Consider the following 16,902-nt stretch of genomic DNA (forward strand, 5'->3'; position numbering starts at 1 on the left):
CTTCAAACAAAATCTCCACCTTCAGGGTTGAAAGCGGAGATTATTTTTATTTCTTCAATGTTTGTAATCTTGGAACAATAGCTAAGGTCAGAACTGCGGAAATAACTAATTCAGCAATCGAATTTGTTGAGATAACAGTTGCTAGGAGTTTTTGGATATTACCATCAAAAACATTTCCAAAAAGGTAGAAAATGCCACCAAGTACAAAGACTGTGTTGGTAAGTGAACCAAGGGCACCAGCTAAAATAAGACCAGTTTTATTTTTCATCAGTTTATAGACTAGATAAGGGGTTAAACCAATCAAAATACGTGGGACGATAGCTATGATAGCTGAGTAGATGTTTCCGTTTGGAACGAAAGGAGAGAAGAGATAACTTGTTGGAAGGATAGTAATTGTATTAACCGTCAAACTAAGTAGCCCCATCAAAAATCCAAGTGTAACCCCAACGCGTGGACCGTAAATAATACTGGCAATAATGACAGGAATATGAACGATAGTCGGTTTGATTGGGAATGGAAAAAGGTTAAAGATAAGTGAGCTCAGAAAGTGTATCACGAGCATGGTTGCAAAAAAGATAGCAATGGGTGCAATATTAGAGCGTTTTTTCATCGAGAGTTTCCTTTATTCTTTCTAAAATAATTGTGAGGTCGGCTAAAGCTCCTCGTCCGTGGTCTCCACAAGCTAGTAGGGATTCCTTTGGAGCAATCAGCTGATAGCCGTAGGCTTCTAATGTTTTCAGATTAGCCTGAGTTGCAGGATGGTCATACATTTTTGTATTCATAGCAGGAGCTATTAGTTTGGGAATATGACTTGGCAAGGCTAAAGCTGTACTGGTCACCATGTTGTCCGCAAAACCAAGGGCTAGTTTTGCGATAGTGTTAGCAGTTGCAGGGGCCACGATAAATAAATCTGCCTTTTTTCCAAGTTCGATATGATTGACTTGATCAGGATAGGGTTCCTTCATGACATCTAGATGGACAGGATTCTGTGAGAGTACCTGTAGTGTCAAAGGTTGGATAAACTCTGTAGCAGCCTGAGTCATTAAAACAGTGACTTGATGGCCTTGTTTTTTTAGAGAACTGACTAAATCTGCCGACTTATAAGAGGCGATTGAGCCCGTTACAGCCAAGAGAATATGTGCCATAGCTTTCCTTTCTATGAATGGTAGGCTTGAATTTTTTCAAGGAGGAGTTCTGCAATTTCTTCTTTAGTGTTAACCATTTGAAGATAATCTTTCTCAACAAAGATAGCACGATGCTGGTTCGCTGAGATTTGAGTCAGGTCATTTGCGATAATCAAGTCTGCTTGGTTCTTGATAAGACTTTTTCTAGCAATGTCAACCAGATGATCTTCGTTAACATCAACCAGCAGTTTGAAACCAATCAGATGAATAGCAGGATTCCATTCCTTGACTAGAGAGATGATTTTTGGAGTCTTTTTTAGGAATAAAACCTGAACCTCGTCAGTTGAAGAAATCTTAGCTTGATGATTCTGCTTGCTTAAAAATTCTTCCAAATTAGAGCTAGCCTGAATCTCCTCAAGCCCCGTCATATAAACAGGAGTGTAGTCAGAAACAGCCATTGAGTGAATCAAAATCTGATAATCCTGAATACGTTCTTGCAATTCCAGTAGAAGGTCCTTGGTATTGTTAATTTCTCGAATACTTAGGTTGGGATGGGGTTCTGGCTTCACAGCTCGTTTTGTAGTCATTAAACAAACTTCATGTCCTGCAGCAAGCAAGGTTTCTGTGATGATTTTCCCCAAGTGACCTGTAGAATGGTTAGTGATAGAGCGGACGCTATCGATAGCTTCACTGGTACCGCCCGATGTAACTAAAATTTTCATAGCACTATTGTACACAAAAATAAACGGTAAGTAAAATGAAAGCGATAAAAATTGAGTAAATTAATATATGGTCGATTTTGACAATCTCTCCTGTTTATAGGATAATAGAAATATATGCAATAAGGAGAATGCTGAATGAATTTTTTTAAATTTGCTGACAATTTTGCAAAAGAAGCTAGTAAGGTATTGAATGATGCTGGATCTGCTACCAGTAAAGTATTAAATGAAGCAGGTAAATATACTGGAGAAGCTATTACAGAGTCTGTAAAAGTTATAGAAGATGTTTCAAGTCAGGTTGGCGATGTTATCACAGATGTTTCTGAAAAAGCTATTGGGGTAGCTAGTGATGTGGTAGAACATGTAACTAAAGCTTCATCGGAAACTTTTAATGAAGCAGGTAAAATAGCGAATAATACGAAAGAACAAATTGATGCTGTTGACCTCTTTAATTCTAAACTTAGACAAGAAGCTGTCGAGGGATATAAAGAATCTATAAGATTGTATAACGATGAAGCTGATAATTTGGCTAATAAATCAACAGAACTCTATCAGGTTAGGGAAAAAGCGGTCAAAGTTGTAAAAATTATTGAAGAAAGAATTAGTAAGCTAGCAAATAAGCCAAAAGAGTTTGAAACAAAATTAGAAGAAATTGATGTTGAAATTCAGAATTTTGAAGATAAGCAAATTGCTATTTCACAGTCAATTAAGGAAGCTGAATTAGCAAGTGGTAGTACAGCGGCTACGGCTTCTCTTAGTGCATTAGGAGTAACAGTTGCAACTTTAGGTCCTACTGCCGCTATGGGTGTTGCAACTACATTTGGTGTTGCATCAACAGGTACTGCAATTTCAAGTTTGACAGGTGCTGCAGCAAATAGCGCTGCTCTGGCTTGGTTAGGTGGTGGAAGTGTAGCAGCCGGTGGCGGTGGAGTGGCCGCAGGTAACGCATTTTTAGCTTTGGCTGGTCCTGTCGGTTGGGGAATTGCAGGCGTTATGTTGACCGCTTCTGTAGGCGCTGGTGTAGTAGCTAATAGGAAAAATGAAGAAGTTGCAAAAGAGGCTATAGAGGAACAGAAAAAGGTAGAATTGTTGGCTAGACAACTTAAAGAAAAAGTAATAGAAGTTACGGAATTAATAGAATTAACTGAAAAACAAACAGAAGGAATTTATTTAGCCAATTTATCTTTAACTGGAATGGACTATAGCTTATTTACTGAAGATGAAAAATATAAAGCAGGTAATTTAGTGAATTCAACACTATCACTGACAGCTATGATAAATAAGGAAATTAAAATAAATGGTTAATCAAATTTTTAATCAAGCATTTAACCAAGGTATTGGAGCATATGTCAATTGCTTAAATAATTTAAGAATTCAAGACTTACAAATTGCTATGAAAATGATAGAAGATGAAGCTCGCAATGTCATCTTAAACAAGGATAATGCCTCTAAAATTTTAGATTATGCTAAAGATAATATAGAAGATGTTATTGTTAAAAATCGTGGCGGTGATCGTGGGGTACATGGTTTTATAGCAGAGTTTGCAGAAGCAGGAATTGTAAATGCAAGGAGAGCAATTGAGGGATTAAAACCAATAGTTAAAGTATTGAATGACAATGGACCAGCCGATTTATTAATTGGTAGAAATACCATTCAAATGAAGTTTTATAATAATTTACGTGATGAATTAGAACAATCATTTTTTTACAATACAAAAATGAAAATGATGTTTCCAAAAGATCACGTTCAAGTATTTGAAAAAATAATGGCTGGAGCAAAAGAAGTCGAATTTAATGGCAAGAGATTATCTATTAAACAAATTACGGATATACGCCAAATGATTAATGATATCACTGAAAGCAAGGGACTTACTTCATACAAATCTTGGATGAAATCCTCTGCTCTAGATTATAAAGACGCTCAAAAGAATTCAATTAACTCTCTATTGGACTCTGAACAGAAAAATATTTATAAAACAGTCAAACTGAAACAACAAGAATTAAATAAAAAAAGATTAGTAGCCCAAAAACATGCATTACCAAATTTAAAAGAAGCTAATAAGATTGCAAGAAACGCAGCTTTTTTACAGGGTGGTTTAGCTTTGATGTCGAGCGTGTATGGAAAACATAAAGAAGGAAAAAGTATTTTTGAATTCGAACAATCAGATTGGTTAGATTGTGGATTGCATACAGTTGAAGGAGTTGTAAAGGGTGCAATATCTGGGTATTCCATTTACGGATTAACAAATGTCTTGGGAATTAGTGCTCCAAATGCTAGTGCTTTAGTTACGGCAACTTATGGAATGATAGACATTGTTCTAAAGTATAGATCTACAGAAATAACCCAAGATGAATTTATGAATCTTTTGACATTAAATGTAATGGATGCTTCCTTTGCAACAATTGGTGCTTGTATTGGTCAAGCAATGATTCCTATACCAGTTCTAGGTTCTGTAGTAGGTTCAATAGCCAGCTCAATCATTTGGGAAATAGGGAAGGGAATATTAAATGATAGCGAACAAAAAATCATTCAAGACTACCAGGAAAATCTGAATAATTACATAAAAATATTAGATAAGCATTATCTTGCTATTTATAATGAAATCATAGAAAAATATAAAAAACTGGGTGAATTACAAGATTACTCGTTTGATTTATCGTTAAACACTAAACTTAGTTTTGAATATTCTATTGAGTTGGCAGAAAAACTAGAAATTGAAAACACAAGAATTTTACATAATTTATCTGAAATTGACAGCTATTTTCTTGACTAAATTATTTTTTCATTATTCTATAGTTTCAAACTATAAAGCCATATAAAATTTAAGAAAGGGCTCTAAAAACCTTAAAAACAGGGATATTTACGAACGTTTAGAGAGTTTTCGGATGTTAAAAATCTTGTTTTGTGTTATAATGAATTATCATAAAAGAGGTTAGAGGAGTTTTGAATGAAAACAGATATTGAAATCGCACAGAGTATTGAGTTGAAGCCAATCGTTGATGTTGTAGAGAAACTGGGCATTTCTTACGATGATTTGGAGTTGTATGGAAAGTACAAGGCTAAGCTTAGCTTTGATAAAATTCGTGCAGTTGAGAGCAATCCAGTTGGGAAATTGATTCTGGTTACTGCCATCAACCCAACACCTGCAGGTGAAGGAAAATCAACCATTACCATTGGTCTTGCAGATGCATTAAACAAAATCGGCAAGAAAACTATGATTGCAATCCGCGAACCATCTCTTGGTCCAGTAATGGGGATTAAGGGTGGTGCCGCTGGTGGTGGTTACGCTCAAGTTCTGCCAATGGAAGACATTAACCTTCACTTTACTGGGGACATGCATGCCATTACGACTGCCAACAATGCTCTTTCTGCTTTGATTGACAACCACTTACACCAAGGAAATGAGTTGGGAATTGACCAACGTCGTATACTCTGGAAACGTGTTGTGGACTTGAACGACCGTGCTCTTCGCCATGTGACCGTTGGACTTGGTGGCCCTCTAAATGGTATTCCACGTGAGGATGGCTTTGACATTACCGTCGCTTCTGAAATCATGGCTATTCTTTGCTTGGCGACTGATATTGAAGATTTGAAACGCCGTTTGGCGAATATCGTTATTGGTTATCGTTACGACCGTACACCAGTTTCTGTAGGTGATTTGCAGGTTGAAGGTGCCTTGGCTTTGATTTTGAAGGATGCTATTAAACCGAACCTGGTTCAGACAATTTACGGTACACCTGCCTTTGTACATGGTGGTCCATTTGCCAATATTGCTCACGGATGTAACTCTGTCTTGGCAACGACTACAGCCCTTCACTTGGCTGATTACACAGTTACTGAAGCTGGTTTTGGTGCAGACCTTGGTGCTGAGAAATTCCTTGATATCAAGACACCAAACTTGCCAACATCTCCAGATGCAGTAGTTATCGTCGCAACCCTTCGTGCCCTTAAGATGAATGGTGGCGTGGCTAAAGATGCTCTGACAGAGGAAAATGTGGAGGCAGTTCGTGCTGGTTTTGCTAACTTGAAACGCCATGTTGAAAATATCCGTAAATTTGGAGTACCTGCAGTCGTAGCTATTAACGAATTTGTCTCTGATACAGAAGCTGAAATCGCAGCCTTGAAAGAGCTCTGTGCCTCAATCGATGTACCAGTTGAATTGGCTAGTGTCTGGGCTGATGGTGCAGAAGGTGGAGTAGCACTTGCCGAAACAGTTGTCAAAACTATCGCTGAAACCCCAGCTAACTATAAACGTTTGTATGACAATGGCCTTTCTGTCCAAGAAAAGATTGAAAAGATTGTTACTGAAATCTACCGTGGTAGCAAAGTGAACTTTGAGAAGAAAGCTCAAACACAAATCGCTCAAATCGTTCAAAACGGTTGGGACAAATTGCCAATCTGTATGGCTAAGACCCAGTATAGCTTCTCAGACAATCCAAATGCACTTGGAGCACCTGAAAACTTTGAAATTACCATTCGTGAATTGGTGCCAAAATTAGGTGCAGGCTTCATCGTTGCCTTAACTGGTGATGTCATGACCATGCCAGGACTTCCAAAACGACCAGCAGCCCTCAACATGGATGTTGAAAGCGATGGAACAGTATTAGGCTTGTTCTAATAGTTAAATTGAATTCAAATGAGTTTGGAAATAATATCCAAGCTCATTTTTATCTAGATATAAGGAGTTACCTTCTACACGTAACCAGTCTAGGTAAAGATATTTTCCTTGAATTCTGATATAATAGAAATATTGACTTCAAGAGTAAGGAAGAGAAGATGAACGCATTATTAAATGGAATGAATGACCGTCAGGCTGAGGCGGTGCAAACGACAGAAGGTCCCTTGTTGATCATGGCAGGGGCTGGTTCTGGAAAGACTCGTGTTTTGACCCACCGTATCGCTTATTTGATTGATGAAAAGCTGGTTAATCCTTGGAATATCTTGGCTATTACCTTTACAAATAAGGCTGCGCGTGAGATGAAAGAGCGTGCTTATAACCTTAATCCAGCCACTCAGGACTGTCTGATTGCGACCTTCCACTCCATGTGTGTGCGTATTTTGCGTCGTGATGCGGATCATATTGGCTACAACCGTAATTTTACTATTGTGGATCCCGGTGAACAGCGAACTCTCATGAAACGCATTCTCAAGCAGTTGAACTTGGATCCTAAAAAATGGAATGAACGAACTATTTTGGGGACCATTTCCAATGCTAAGAATGATTTGATTGATGATGTTGCCTATGCTGCCCAAGCTGGCGATATGTATACGCAAATCGTGGCCCAGTGTTACACGTCTTATCAAAAAGAGCTTCGTCAGTCAGAGTCAGTTGACTTTGATGATTTGATTATGCTGACCCTGCGTCTCTTTGATCAAAATCCTGATGTCTTGACCTACTACCAGCAGAAGTTTCAATACATTCACGTTGATGAATACCAAGATACCAACCATGCCCAGTACCAACTGGTCAAACTCTTAGCTTCCCGCTTTAAAAACATCTGTGTGGTTGGGGATGCGGACCAGTCTATCTACGGTTGGCGTGGTGCTGATATGCAGAATATTTTGGATTTCGAGAAAGATTATCCCCAAGCCAAGGTTGTTTTGTTGGAGGAGAATTATCGTTCAACCAAAACCATTCTCCAAGCGGCCAATGAGGTTATTAAAAATAATAAAAACCGCCGTCCTAAGAATCTCTGGACCCAAAACGCTGATGGGGAGCAAATCGTTTACTATCGTGCCGATGATGAGCTGGATGAGGCTGTATTTGTGGCTAAAACTATTGATGAACTTGGTCGCAGTCAAAACTTCCTTCACAAGGATTTTGCAGTTCTCTATCGGACTAATGCCCAGTCCCGTACTATTGAAGAAGCCCTTCTCAAGTCCAACATCCCTTATACAATGGTCGGAGGAACTAAGTTCTACAGCCGTAAGGAAATTCGTGATATTATTGCCTACCTCAACCTTATTGCCAATTTGAGTGACAATATTAGTTTTGAACGTATTATCAACGAACCGAAACGTGGAATTGGGCCAGGTACAGTTGAGAAAATCCGTGATTTTGCCAATATGCAAAATATGTCCATGCTAGATGCTTCTGCAAATATTATGTTGTCTGGAATCAAGGGTAAGGCAGCTCAATCTATCTGGGATTTTGCCAATATGATTCTGGATTTGCGGGAGCAACTGGACCATTTAAGCATTACTGAGTTGGTTGAGTCTGTCCTTGAAAAAACAGGATACGTCGATATTCTTAATGCCCAAGCGACCTTAGAAAGCAAGGCTCGGGTAGAAAACATCGAGGAGTTCCTCTCTGTGACGAAGAACTTTGATGACACCTCTGATGTGTCAGAAGAGGAAACTGGTCTGGACAAACTGAGTCGTTTCTTAAATGACTTGGCCTTGATTGCCGACACAGATTCAGGTAGTCAGGAGACATCAGAAGTGATCTTGATGACCCTGCATGCTGCCAAAGGTCTCGAGTTTCCAGTTGTCTTTTTGATTGGGATGGAAGAAAATGTCTTTCCGCTTAGCCGTGCAGCTGAAGATCAAGATGAACTAGAAGAAGAGCGCCGTCTAGCCTATGTAGGAATTACGCGTGCAGAGAAAATTCTCTATCTGACCAATGCCAACTCGCGCCTGCTTTTCGGTCGTACCAACTACAACCGTCCGACTCGTTTTATTAACGAAATCAGTTCAGACTTGCTTGAGTATCAAGGATTGGCGCGCCCAGCAAATACAAGCTTTAAGGCGTCTTATAGTAGTGGTGGTCTTGCCTTCGGTCAAGGTATGAGTCTTGCCCAGGCTCTTCAAGATCGTAAACGCAGTGCAGCCCCAAAATCTATCCAGTCAAGCGGTCTCCCATTTGGTCAATTTACAGCTGGTGCAAAATCAGCGTCTAGTGAGGCAATTTGGTCTATTGGTGATATTGCCCTCCACAAGAAGTGGGGGGAGGGAACCGTTCTGGAAGTTTCAGGTAGCGGTGCTACGCAGGAATTGAAAATCAATTTCCCAGAAGTTGGCCTGAAAAAACTTTTAGCCAGTGTGGCTCCAATTGAGAAAAAAATCTAATTTTCCATCCTTCTCACGAATAATAAAGTGAGGAGGATTTTTATGTATAGTATTTCATTCCAAGAAGATTCACTATTACCAAGAGAAAGACTGGCCAAGGAAGGAGTTGAAGCGCTCAGTAATCAAGAGTTGCTAGCTATTTTACTCAGGACAGGAACACGTCAAGCTAGCGTTTTTGAAATTGCCCAGAAAGTCTTGAGCAATCTTTCAAGCCTAACGGATTTGAAAAAAATGACCCTGCAGGAATTGCAGAGTCTGTCTGGTATCGGCCGTGTTAAGGCCATAGAATTACAAGCTATGATTGAACTGGGCCATCGTATTCACAAGCATGAGACTATTGAGATGGAAAGTATTCTCAGCAGTCAAAAGTTGGCCAAGAAGATGCAACAGGAATTGGGGGATAAAAAACAAGAGCACCTGGTGGCGCTCTATCTCAATACTCAAAATCAAATCATCCATCAACAGACCATTTTTATCGGTTCTGCAACTCGTAGTATCGCTGAACCGCGAGAGATCCTTCACTATGCTATCAAGCATATGGCGACTTCTCTCATCTTGGTTCACAATCATCCTTCAGGAGCGGTAGCGCCCAGTCGAAATGATGATCATGTCACTAAACTTGTTAAAGAAGCCTGCGATCTGATGGGAATTGTCCTCTTGGACCATTTGATTGTCTCACATTCTAGTTACTTTAGTTACCGTGAAAAAACAGATTTAATCTAAAGTTCATTAACGACATAGTCAAAGAGGTTTTTATCTTTGGGACGATTTTCAAATAGAAATTCTGGGTGCCATTGGACACCGAGAAAGGCAACATCATCCGTACTCATGACAGCCTCAATGATACCATCTTTAGGATCATGAGCCGCAATCTTTAAATTTGGTGCTAAATCCTTAATGCTCTGATGGTGGAAGGAGTTGATATGGGAGATTTCTCCATAGATTTCTCGAAGAACAGTATCAGGTTCTGTCACCAAGCGTTGAGTTGTGTACTCAGCAGAACAATCCTGCCAATGGTCTTCGATATCTTGGTACAAAGTTCCACCCATGGCAACGTTAAAGAGTTGAGTTCCACGGCAGACAGAAAAAATTGGCTTTTTCTGTTTAATAGCTTCCTTGATGAGGGCCAGTTCAAAGATATCCCTTTGAAGGTGGAAGTCATCGCTATCGATCGCTTTTGGTTCACCATAGAATTTTGGATCAACATTTTGCCCACCTGTCAAGATGAGCTTGTCAATCATACTGATATAGTGGCAGGCCATTTCTTGATTACCAATCGGTAGGATGATGGGAATCCCTCCAGCGTCTTTAACGCCTTCAACAAAGCCTTTTGCTGCGTAGCTCATCATGATGTCATCATCTGGATGAGTTTTTTCGTTTCCTGTAATCCCTATAACTGGTTTTTTCATAAAATGATTTTCGCTTTCTAATCCTCTTTTCGCATGAAATAGAGGAGGGTTTGGAGTTCACTTGTCAAATCGACATACTGAACGACCACGTCTTTTGGTAAATGCAGATGGACTGGTGAAAAACTGAGAATTCCTTTCACGCCAGCATCCACCAAGAGATTAGCGACCTCTTGTGATTTAACGCTGGGAACGGTCAGGATAGCAGTCTTGACATCGGCATCCTTGATTTTATCCTTGATTTGAGAAATTCCGTAAATGGGAATCCCATCAGGAGTTTGGCTACCAACTTCAGGATGGTCATCAAGGTCAAAGGCCATGATAATCTTCATCTTGTTGCGCTCATGGAAGCGATAGTGAAGAAGGGCATGACCCATATTTCCAATACCTACCAGCATGACATTGGTAATGGAGTTATCATTGAGCAAATCGGCAAAAAATGTCATGAGTTTTTTGACATCATAGCCAAAACCACGACGACCTAGTTCACCAAAATAGGAAAAATCACGACGTACGGTCGCTGAATCAATACCGATAGCCTCTGCAATTTGCTTAGAGTTGGCACGTTCAATCTTTTCTGCATGAAATCTCTTAAAAATTCGATAGTATAGGGAGAGTCTTTTTGCTGTAGCTTTTGGAATAGCAGACTGTTTATCTTTCACAAAATCACAACCTTTCTATTCTTCTATTTTATAGAAACATTGTGAAAAAATCAACAAAAACAAGAAAAAACTAAGAAAAATCTTAGTTTTGATGTAAAAAATCTGCATGTGATAGAAAACGGTAGAGGTCTCCGACCAGACCCTGATAAACTTTCTGGCCATTAAAAGTCAGAGAAGTTACATAAAGTGTATCTGGTAGGGTCACACATCCTGACAAAGCCAGCATGAGTGCCTCATAATCCTCATACTTGAGTGTACGCTCTACATGATAGTTGTCCTTATAGGTCAGTTCAAACATATGGGACCTATCTTTCAGATTTTGTAAAGACACCACGTTCTACTAAGCTATCCATGAGGAAGTAGAATTTTTCCTGATGAATGTGGTGGTCTTCTGATTTGAAAATATCAACTAGACGAAGACCAAACTTGTCAGTGATATTGATTTTAGCCCCTGTAAGTTCCTTGTTAATGATGATTTTGAGTTGGAAGCCTTCACCACTGTTTGGAACTTTTTCCAAAAGGCGAGTCAATTCATAGTTACCAACCTTAGTCTCAAAAAAGGTGTTGTCCTTGAGGGTAAATTTTTTAACAGAAGGGCTAAGAGTGTAGTCGTAACGACAATTTTTTAACTGAATGGTTTTTTCAAATGCCATATGGCTAACCTCCGATAATTTCTTTTAAGGTTTTTGCGAGGGTTTGTAGTTCTTCAACAGTATTTTGTGGCGACAAACTGATACGAACGGATTCCTTCAAGCGTTCTGAATTTGCCCCGTACATGGCTTCGAGAACATGGCTGGATTGGACAATGCCTGCCGTACAGGCTGAGCCAGTAGAGATTGAAATTCCAGCTAAATCTAGACGAAGGAGTAAGAGGTCATTTTTCTGACCAGGAAATCCAATATTGAGAACATAAGGGAGATGATGTTGTCCTCTATTCAGGTAATACTGAATTCCTTCTAGCTCTGCAAGAAAGGCAGTCTCTAGATTTTGTACATGTTGAAAATGTTCTTCTTGTTTTTCGAGGTCTTCTTTTAGGGCTGCAACCATACCCACGATGGCAGCCAGATTTTCAGTCCCTGCACGTTTCTTTTGTTCTTGGTCTCCGCCATGTAGATAGGAATCAAAATCCATGCTAGATGCGTAGAGAAAGCCGATTCCCTTAGGACCATGGAATTTATGGGCAGAAGCAGTGATAAAATCAATGCCCAATTCTTCGGGGTGAATTGGTATTTTACCAATAGCTTGAACTGCGTCGACATGATATGCAGCAGGGTGTTGCTTGAGTATTTGGCCAATTTCAGCAATGGGAAGTAGGTTTCCTGTCTCATTATTGGCAAACATGGTAGAAACCAAAATCGTATCGTCACGTAAAGCCTTTTGAATTTGTTGGGCTGTGATTTCTTGATTTTCTAGTTGGATAATGGTTGCTTCAAAACCAAAGTGTTGAACCAAGTAATCAATGGTTTCAAGGACGGCATGGTGCTCGATGGCAGTTGTGATGATATGTTTTCCTTGTTCTTGGTGACGAAGGCAGTAGCCAATGATGGCAGTATTGTTGCCTTCAGTCCCACCAGAAGTGAAAAAGATATGTTGAGGTTTTGTCCCCAGTAACTGAGCCAGTTCCTGACGGGCTTCTCGTAAGAGTTTACCAGCTTGACGACCATGACCATGAATACTAGAAGGATTGCCATGGGTTTCTTGTAAAACCTTGGTCATAGCTGAAATAGCAACTGCTGACATAGGAGTCGTTGCAGCATTGTCCAAATAAATCAAAGAATCACCTTATTTCTTTTTGTTGTAGGCAAAGAGTGGGCTGACTGGTTTTCTTTCGTGGATACGGACGATGGCATCACCAATTAACTCACTAGCAGTGATGTAGCATACGTTTTTAGGAGTTTTTTCTTTTGTTGCTACTGAATCAGTCACAAGAATTTCTTTAATATTAGTATTATCAAGAAGTTCAGCAGCACCTTCAACGAAGAGACCGTGGCTAGAAACAGCATAAATTTCTGTAGCTCCTTCACGTTCAACGATTTTAGAAGCTTCAGAGAAGGTACGTCCTGTATTCAGAATATCGTCAATTAAGATGGCTTTCTTACCTTCAACATCACCGATAATATAACCTTCGTTGCGAGTTGCATCGTCTTGAGGGTAATCGATAATGGCGATAGGAGCATCAAGATATTCAGCCAGGCTACGAGCACGCTTTACACCTGAATTTTTAGGGCTGACGACAACAACATCTGACCCAAGTAGACCCTTATCGCAGTAATGTTTTGCGAATAGGGGCACTGTGAAAAGATTATCGACAGGAATATCAAAGAAACCTTGAACCTGAACGGCATGTAAATCAAGAGTCAGGATACGATCAACCCCAGCCTTAACCAGCATATTGGCAACTAGTTTTGCTGTAAGTGGCTCACGTGGTGAAGCAATGCGGTCTTGACGTGCATAGCCAAAATATGGAAGGACAACGTTGATACTGTGGGCACTTGCACGCACACAAGCATCAACCATGATCAACAATTCCATTAGGTGGTTGTTAACAGGGAAACTTGTTGATTGGATGATGTAAACATCATAACCACGGACACTTTCTTCGATATTCACTTGGATTTCTCCGTCTGAAAATTGACGTGACGATAGTTTTCCAAGTGGGACACCAACAGCTTGAGCAATTTTCTGTGCAATCTCTTGGTTAGAGTTGAGTGCGAAAAGTTTCATGTTTTTTCTATCTGACATTGTAGACCGTCCTCTGTAAACTTTATAAAACCTAGTTATATCTGCCTTACATATATGAACTAGGATGTGTGTATTTTTATCTTTTCTATTTTACCAAAAAATGGAGATTATTTCAGCTATTTTTCATGCTTTTGACAAATCGAACCAATTTTGAAGGAGCTTTTTGATAGGAAATCTGATTTTCCTCTAAAAATTGTTGGAAATCCTGTTTGCCTTGCTCATGATTTTCCACTTCAAGTTCTAATTCGTAATCTGTAATATCAAAGTACTGACTCTCGTCCAGTGCCATGAGACCAATAGCTGTTTGCATTTCATAGCGAAGTGTCGTTAGACAACCAAGGATCTGCCATTCACTTGTTTTAATACCATGTTTCGCCAATTCATCTAGCACAAGCCCTTGAGGAAGTTTTTTCTTGCTCAGATAGTTTTCAGCATCTTTTAGTTGCAATTTTTGATTGTATTCCATGTTTCCAACACTGTGTGGGACTTTGAGTGTCAATTCTGCCCAGTCTTCAAAGGTTCGAATGCGCATAGCAACTTTCTTTTCTCGCAGTTCAAAATCAGGCGTGTCTATGTAGTAATTTTTTTGAAGAACAGGAGTGACGTCTGTGAACTGGTCCTTTAGACGATTGTATTCATCTTTTTTCAAGAGTGTTTTCAATTCAATTTCTAAATGTTTCATTTTTCTTACCTTTTCTTTATCGTTGAAAGCGGATTTATGGTATAATAAGCATTGTATTTATTGTATATGAATCTGGAGAAAAAATCAAAGATATTTTTGAAGGATAATATGAGAACAAGGGAGAATATATGACCTTAGAATGGGAAGAATTTCTAGATCCTTACATTCAAGCTGTTGGTGAGTTAAAGATTAAACTACGTGGTATTCGGAAGCAATATCGTAAGCAAAATAAGCATTCTCCGATTGAGTTTGTGACAGGTCGGGTCAAGCCAATTGAGAGCATCAAAGAAAAAATGGTTCGTCGTGGCATTACTTATGCGACCTTAGAACACGATTTGCAGGATATTGCTGGCTTACGTGTGATGGTTCAGTTTGTAGATGACGTCAAGGAAGTAGTGGAGATTTTGCACAAGCGTCAGGATATGCGAATCATACAGGAGCGAGATTACATTACTCATAGAAAAGCATCAGGCTATCGTTCCTATCATGTGGTAGTAGAATATACGGTTGATACCATCAATGGAGCTAAGACTATTTTGGCAGAAATTCAAATTCGTACTTTGGCCATGAATTTTTGGGCAACGATAGAACATTCTCTCAACTACAAGTACCAAGGGGATTTCCCAGAGGAGATTAAGAAGCGACTGGAAATTACAGCTAGAATCGCCCATCAGTTGGATGAAGAAATGGGTAAAATTCGAGATGATATCCAAGAAGCTCAGGCACTTTTTGATCCCTTGAGTAGAAAATTAAATGACGGTGTAGGAAACAGTGACGATACAGATGAAGAATACAGGTAAACGAATTGACCTGATAGCCAATAGAAAACCGCAGAGTCAAAGGGTTTTGTATGAATTGCGAGATCGTTTGAAGAGAAATCAGTTTATACTCAACGATAGCAGTCCGGACATTGTCATTTCCATTGGTGGAGATGGCATGCTCTTGTCGGCCTTTCATAAGTACGAAGACCAACTTGATAAGGTACGCTTTATCGGTCTTCATACAGGACATCTGGGCTTTTATACCGATTATCGTGATTTTGAGTTGGATAAGTTAATGACCAATTTGCAGTTGGATACCGGAGCAAGGGTTTCTTATCCGGTTTTGAATGTGAAGGTTTTTCTTGGAAATGGAGAGGTCAAGATTTTTCGTGCCCTCAATGAAGCCAGCATCCGCAGGTCCGATCGAACCATGGTGGCAGATATTGTCATCAATGGTGTTCCCTTTGAACGTTTTCGCGGAGATGGCTTAACAGTTTCGACACCGACTGGTAGCACTGCCTATAACAAGTCTCTTGGTGGTGCAGTGTTACACCCTACCATTGAAGCTTTGCAATTAACGGAGATTGCCAGCCTTAATAATCGTGTCTATCGAACGCTGGGCTCTTCCATTATTGTGCCTAAGAAGGATAAGATTGAACTCATTCCAACAAGAAATGATTACCACACCATTTCGGTTGACAATAGTGTCTATTCTTTTCGTAGTATCGAGCGAATCGAGTATCAAATTGATCATCATAAGATTCACTTTGTCGCGACTCCTAGCCATACCAGTTTCTGGAACCGCGTTAAGGATGCCTTTATCGGCGAGGTGGACGAATGAGGTTTGAATTTATCGCAGATGAACATGTCAAGGTTAAGACCTTCTTAAAAAAGCACGAGGTTTCTAAGGGACTTCTGGCCAAGATTAAGTTTCGAGGTGGAGCTATTCTGGTCAATGACCAACCGCAAAATGCAACCTATCTATTAGATATCGGGGACCGTGTTACTATTGATATTCCCGCCGAGGAAGGCTTTGAAACTCTGGAAGCTATCGAGCGCCCACTGGATATTCTCTATGAGGATGATCATTTTCTAGTCTTGAATAAACCCTATGGAGTGGCTTCTATTCCTAGTGTCAATCACTCTAATACCGTTGCCAATTTTATCAAGGGTTACTACGTCAAGCAAAATTATGAAAATCAGCAGGTTCACATTGTGACCAGACTTGATAGGGACACTTCTGGCTTGATGCTTTTTGCCAAGCATGGCTATGCCCATGCACGATTAGACAAGCAGTTGCAGAAGAAGTCCATTGAAAAACGTTACTTTGCTTTGGTTAAAGGAGATGGATACTTGGAGTCAGAGGGGGAAATTATTGCCCCGATTGCGCGTGATGAAGACTCCATTATTACAAGACGCGTAGCTAAAGGTGGAAAGTATGCTCATACTTCTTACAAGATTGTAGCATCTTATGGGAATATTCATTTGGTAGACATTCGCCTGCACACTGGACGAACCCACCAAATCCGAGTCCATTTTTCTCATATTGGTTTTCCTTTGTTGGGAGATGATTTGTACGGTGGTAGTCTGGACGACGGCATCCAACGTCAGGCCCTGCATTGCCATTACCTATCTTTTTATCATCCATTTTTAGAGCAAGACTTGCAGTTAGAAAGCCCCTTGCCGGATGATTTCAGTAACCTTATTACCCAGTTATCAACTAATACTCTATAAAAAC

18 protein-coding genes are annotated in these 16,902 nt (G+C 39.8%); 8 read left to right on the forward strand and 10 right to left on the reverse strand.

Going from position 1 to position 16,902, the window contains the following annotated elements; all coding sequences use genetic code 11:
* Positions 1–46: 46 nt before the first annotated feature.
* Genes HMPREF9957_RS06690 through coaB form a run of 3 tightly spaced genes read right to left on the reverse strand, consistent with a single transcriptional unit; the run spans position 47 to position 1,846 of the window.
* Positions 47–610, reverse strand: a complete 564-nt coding sequence (locus HMPREF9957_RS06690; protein ID WP_000747412.1) for an ECF transporter S component — start codon at positions 608–610, stop codon at positions 47–49.
* The gene (gene coaC / locus HMPREF9957_RS06695) at positions 594–1,145 is read right to left on the reverse strand and encodes a phosphopantothenoylcysteine decarboxylase (RefSeq protein WP_000940140.1); all 552 of its coding nucleotides are present in this window, start codon (positions 1,143–1,145) and stop codon (positions 594–596) included. Before coaC ends, HMPREF9957_RS06690 begins: the two co-directional genes overlap by 17 nt.
* 11 nt (positions 1,146–1,156) lie before the next feature.
* Positions 1,157–1,846, reverse strand: coding sequence for a phosphopantothenate--cysteine ligase (gene coaB, locus HMPREF9957_RS06700; RefSeq protein ID WP_000699487.1), 690 nt, complete (start codon positions 1,844–1,846; stop codon positions 1,157–1,159).
* A gap of 135 nt (positions 1,847–1,981) precedes the next feature.
* On the opposite strand from coaB, the gene HMPREF9957_RS06705 reads away from it, so the two are divergent.
* The 5 genes from HMPREF9957_RS06705 to radC all read left to right on the forward strand — a co-directional run bounded on the left by HMPREF9957_RS06705 (position 1,982) and on the right by radC (position 9,634).
* Positions 1,982–3,148 carry a hypothetical protein gene (locus tag HMPREF9957_RS06705; RefSeq protein ID WP_001008806.1) on the forward strand — a complete coding sequence of 389 codons (1,167 nt, stop codon included), beginning with the start codon at positions 1,982–1,984 and terminating at the stop codon, positions 3,146–3,148.
* Positions 3,141–4,616, forward strand: a complete 1,476-nt coding sequence (locus HMPREF9957_RS06710) for a hypothetical protein (RefSeq protein WP_000248004.1) — start codon at positions 3,141–3,143, stop codon at positions 4,614–4,616. Before HMPREF9957_RS06705 ends, HMPREF9957_RS06710 begins: the two co-directional genes overlap by 8 nt.
* A gap of 174 nt (positions 4,617–4,790) precedes the next feature.
* A complete protein-coding gene (locus HMPREF9957_RS06715; RefSeq protein WP_000845261.1) occupies positions 4,791–6,461 on the forward strand; it encodes a formate--tetrahydrofolate ligase in 1,671 nt (556 codons plus the stop codon).
* 158 nt (positions 6,462–6,619) lie between these two features.
* Positions 6,620–8,911 (forward strand): DNA helicase PcrA, encoded by a 2,292-nt coding sequence (gene pcrA / locus HMPREF9957_RS06720; RefSeq protein ID WP_000992843.1) that lies wholly within the window; start codon positions 6,620–6,622, stop codon positions 8,909–8,911.
* Between the two features lie 42 nt (positions 8,912–8,953).
* Positions 8,954–9,634 carry a RadC family protein gene (gene radC / locus HMPREF9957_RS06725; protein ID WP_000286926.1) on the forward strand — a complete coding sequence of 227 codons (681 nt, stop codon included), beginning with the start codon at positions 8,954–8,956 and terminating at the stop codon, positions 9,632–9,634.
* Here the strand turns inward: radC and HMPREF9957_RS06730 are convergent.
* The 7 genes from HMPREF9957_RS06730 to HMPREF9957_RS06760 form a co-directional block, all read right to left on the reverse strand.
* Positions 9,631–10,320 carry a gamma-glutamyl-gamma-aminobutyrate hydrolase family protein gene (locus HMPREF9957_RS06730; RefSeq protein ID WP_000743344.1) on the reverse strand — a complete coding sequence of 230 codons (690 nt, stop codon included), beginning with the start codon at positions 10,318–10,320 and terminating at the stop codon, positions 9,631–9,633. The genes radC and HMPREF9957_RS06730 overlap by 4 nt on opposite strands.
* A gap of 17 nt (positions 10,321–10,337) precedes the next feature.
* Positions 10,338–10,979, reverse strand: coding sequence for a redox-sensing transcriptional repressor Rex (locus HMPREF9957_RS06735; protein ID WP_000653414.1), 642 nt, complete (start codon positions 10,977–10,979; stop codon positions 10,338–10,340).
* Positions 10,980–11,061: 82 nt separating this feature from the next.
* Positions 11,062–11,277, reverse strand: a complete 216-nt coding sequence (locus tag HMPREF9957_RS06740; protein ID WP_000462489.1) for a DUF4649 family protein — start codon at positions 11,275–11,277, stop codon at positions 11,062–11,064.
* Positions 11,278–11,284: 7 nt separating this feature from the next.
* Complete coding sequence (locus HMPREF9957_RS06745) at positions 11,285–11,632, reverse strand: DUF1831 domain-containing protein (protein ID WP_000863540.1); 348 nt, start codon at positions 11,630–11,632, stop codon at positions 11,285–11,287.
* Between the two features lie 4 nt (positions 11,633–11,636).
* Positions 11,637–12,752, reverse strand: coding sequence for a cysteine desulfurase family protein (locus tag HMPREF9957_RS06750; RefSeq protein WP_000639648.1), 1,116 nt, complete (start codon positions 12,750–12,752; stop codon positions 11,637–11,639).
* A gap of 9 nt (positions 12,753–12,761) precedes the next feature.
* A complete protein-coding gene (locus HMPREF9957_RS06755; protein WP_001283820.1) occupies positions 12,762–13,721 on the reverse strand; it encodes a ribose-phosphate diphosphokinase in 960 nt (319 codons plus the stop codon).
* Positions 13,722–13,833: 112 nt separating this feature from the next.
* Positions 13,834–14,403 carry a CYTH domain-containing protein gene (locus tag HMPREF9957_RS06760; protein WP_000681278.1) on the reverse strand — a complete coding sequence of 190 codons (570 nt, stop codon included), beginning with the start codon at positions 14,401–14,403 and terminating at the stop codon, positions 13,834–13,836.
* A gap of 128 nt (positions 14,404–14,531) precedes the next feature.
* Here HMPREF9957_RS06760 and yjbM point away from each other — a divergent pair, with 128 nt between their 5' ends.
* Genes yjbM through HMPREF9957_RS06775 form a run of 3 tightly spaced genes read left to right on the forward strand, consistent with a single transcriptional unit; the run spans position 14,532 to position 16,898 of the window.
* Positions 14,532–15,203, forward strand: a complete 672-nt coding sequence (yjbM, locus tag HMPREF9957_RS06765; RefSeq protein WP_000171690.1) for a GTP diphosphokinase — start codon at positions 14,532–14,534, stop codon at positions 15,201–15,203.
* Entirely contained in the window at positions 15,187–16,005 is an 819-nt protein-coding gene (locus HMPREF9957_RS06770) for an NAD kinase (protein ID WP_000799049.1), read from the forward strand. Before yjbM ends, HMPREF9957_RS06770 begins: the two co-directional genes overlap by 17 nt.
* On the forward strand, positions 16,002–16,898 hold the full coding sequence (locus tag HMPREF9957_RS06775; protein WP_001209991.1) for an RluA family pseudouridine synthase: 897 nt from the start codon (positions 16,002–16,004) through the stop codon (positions 16,896–16,898). Before HMPREF9957_RS06770 ends, HMPREF9957_RS06775 begins: the two co-directional genes overlap by 4 nt.
* Positions 16,899–16,902: the final 4 nt, after the last annotated feature.

Source organism: Streptococcus mitis SK1080, from assembly GCF_000220085.1.
Lineage (GTDB): Bacteria > Bacillota > Bacilli > Lactobacillales > Streptococcaceae > Streptococcus > Streptococcus mitis_K.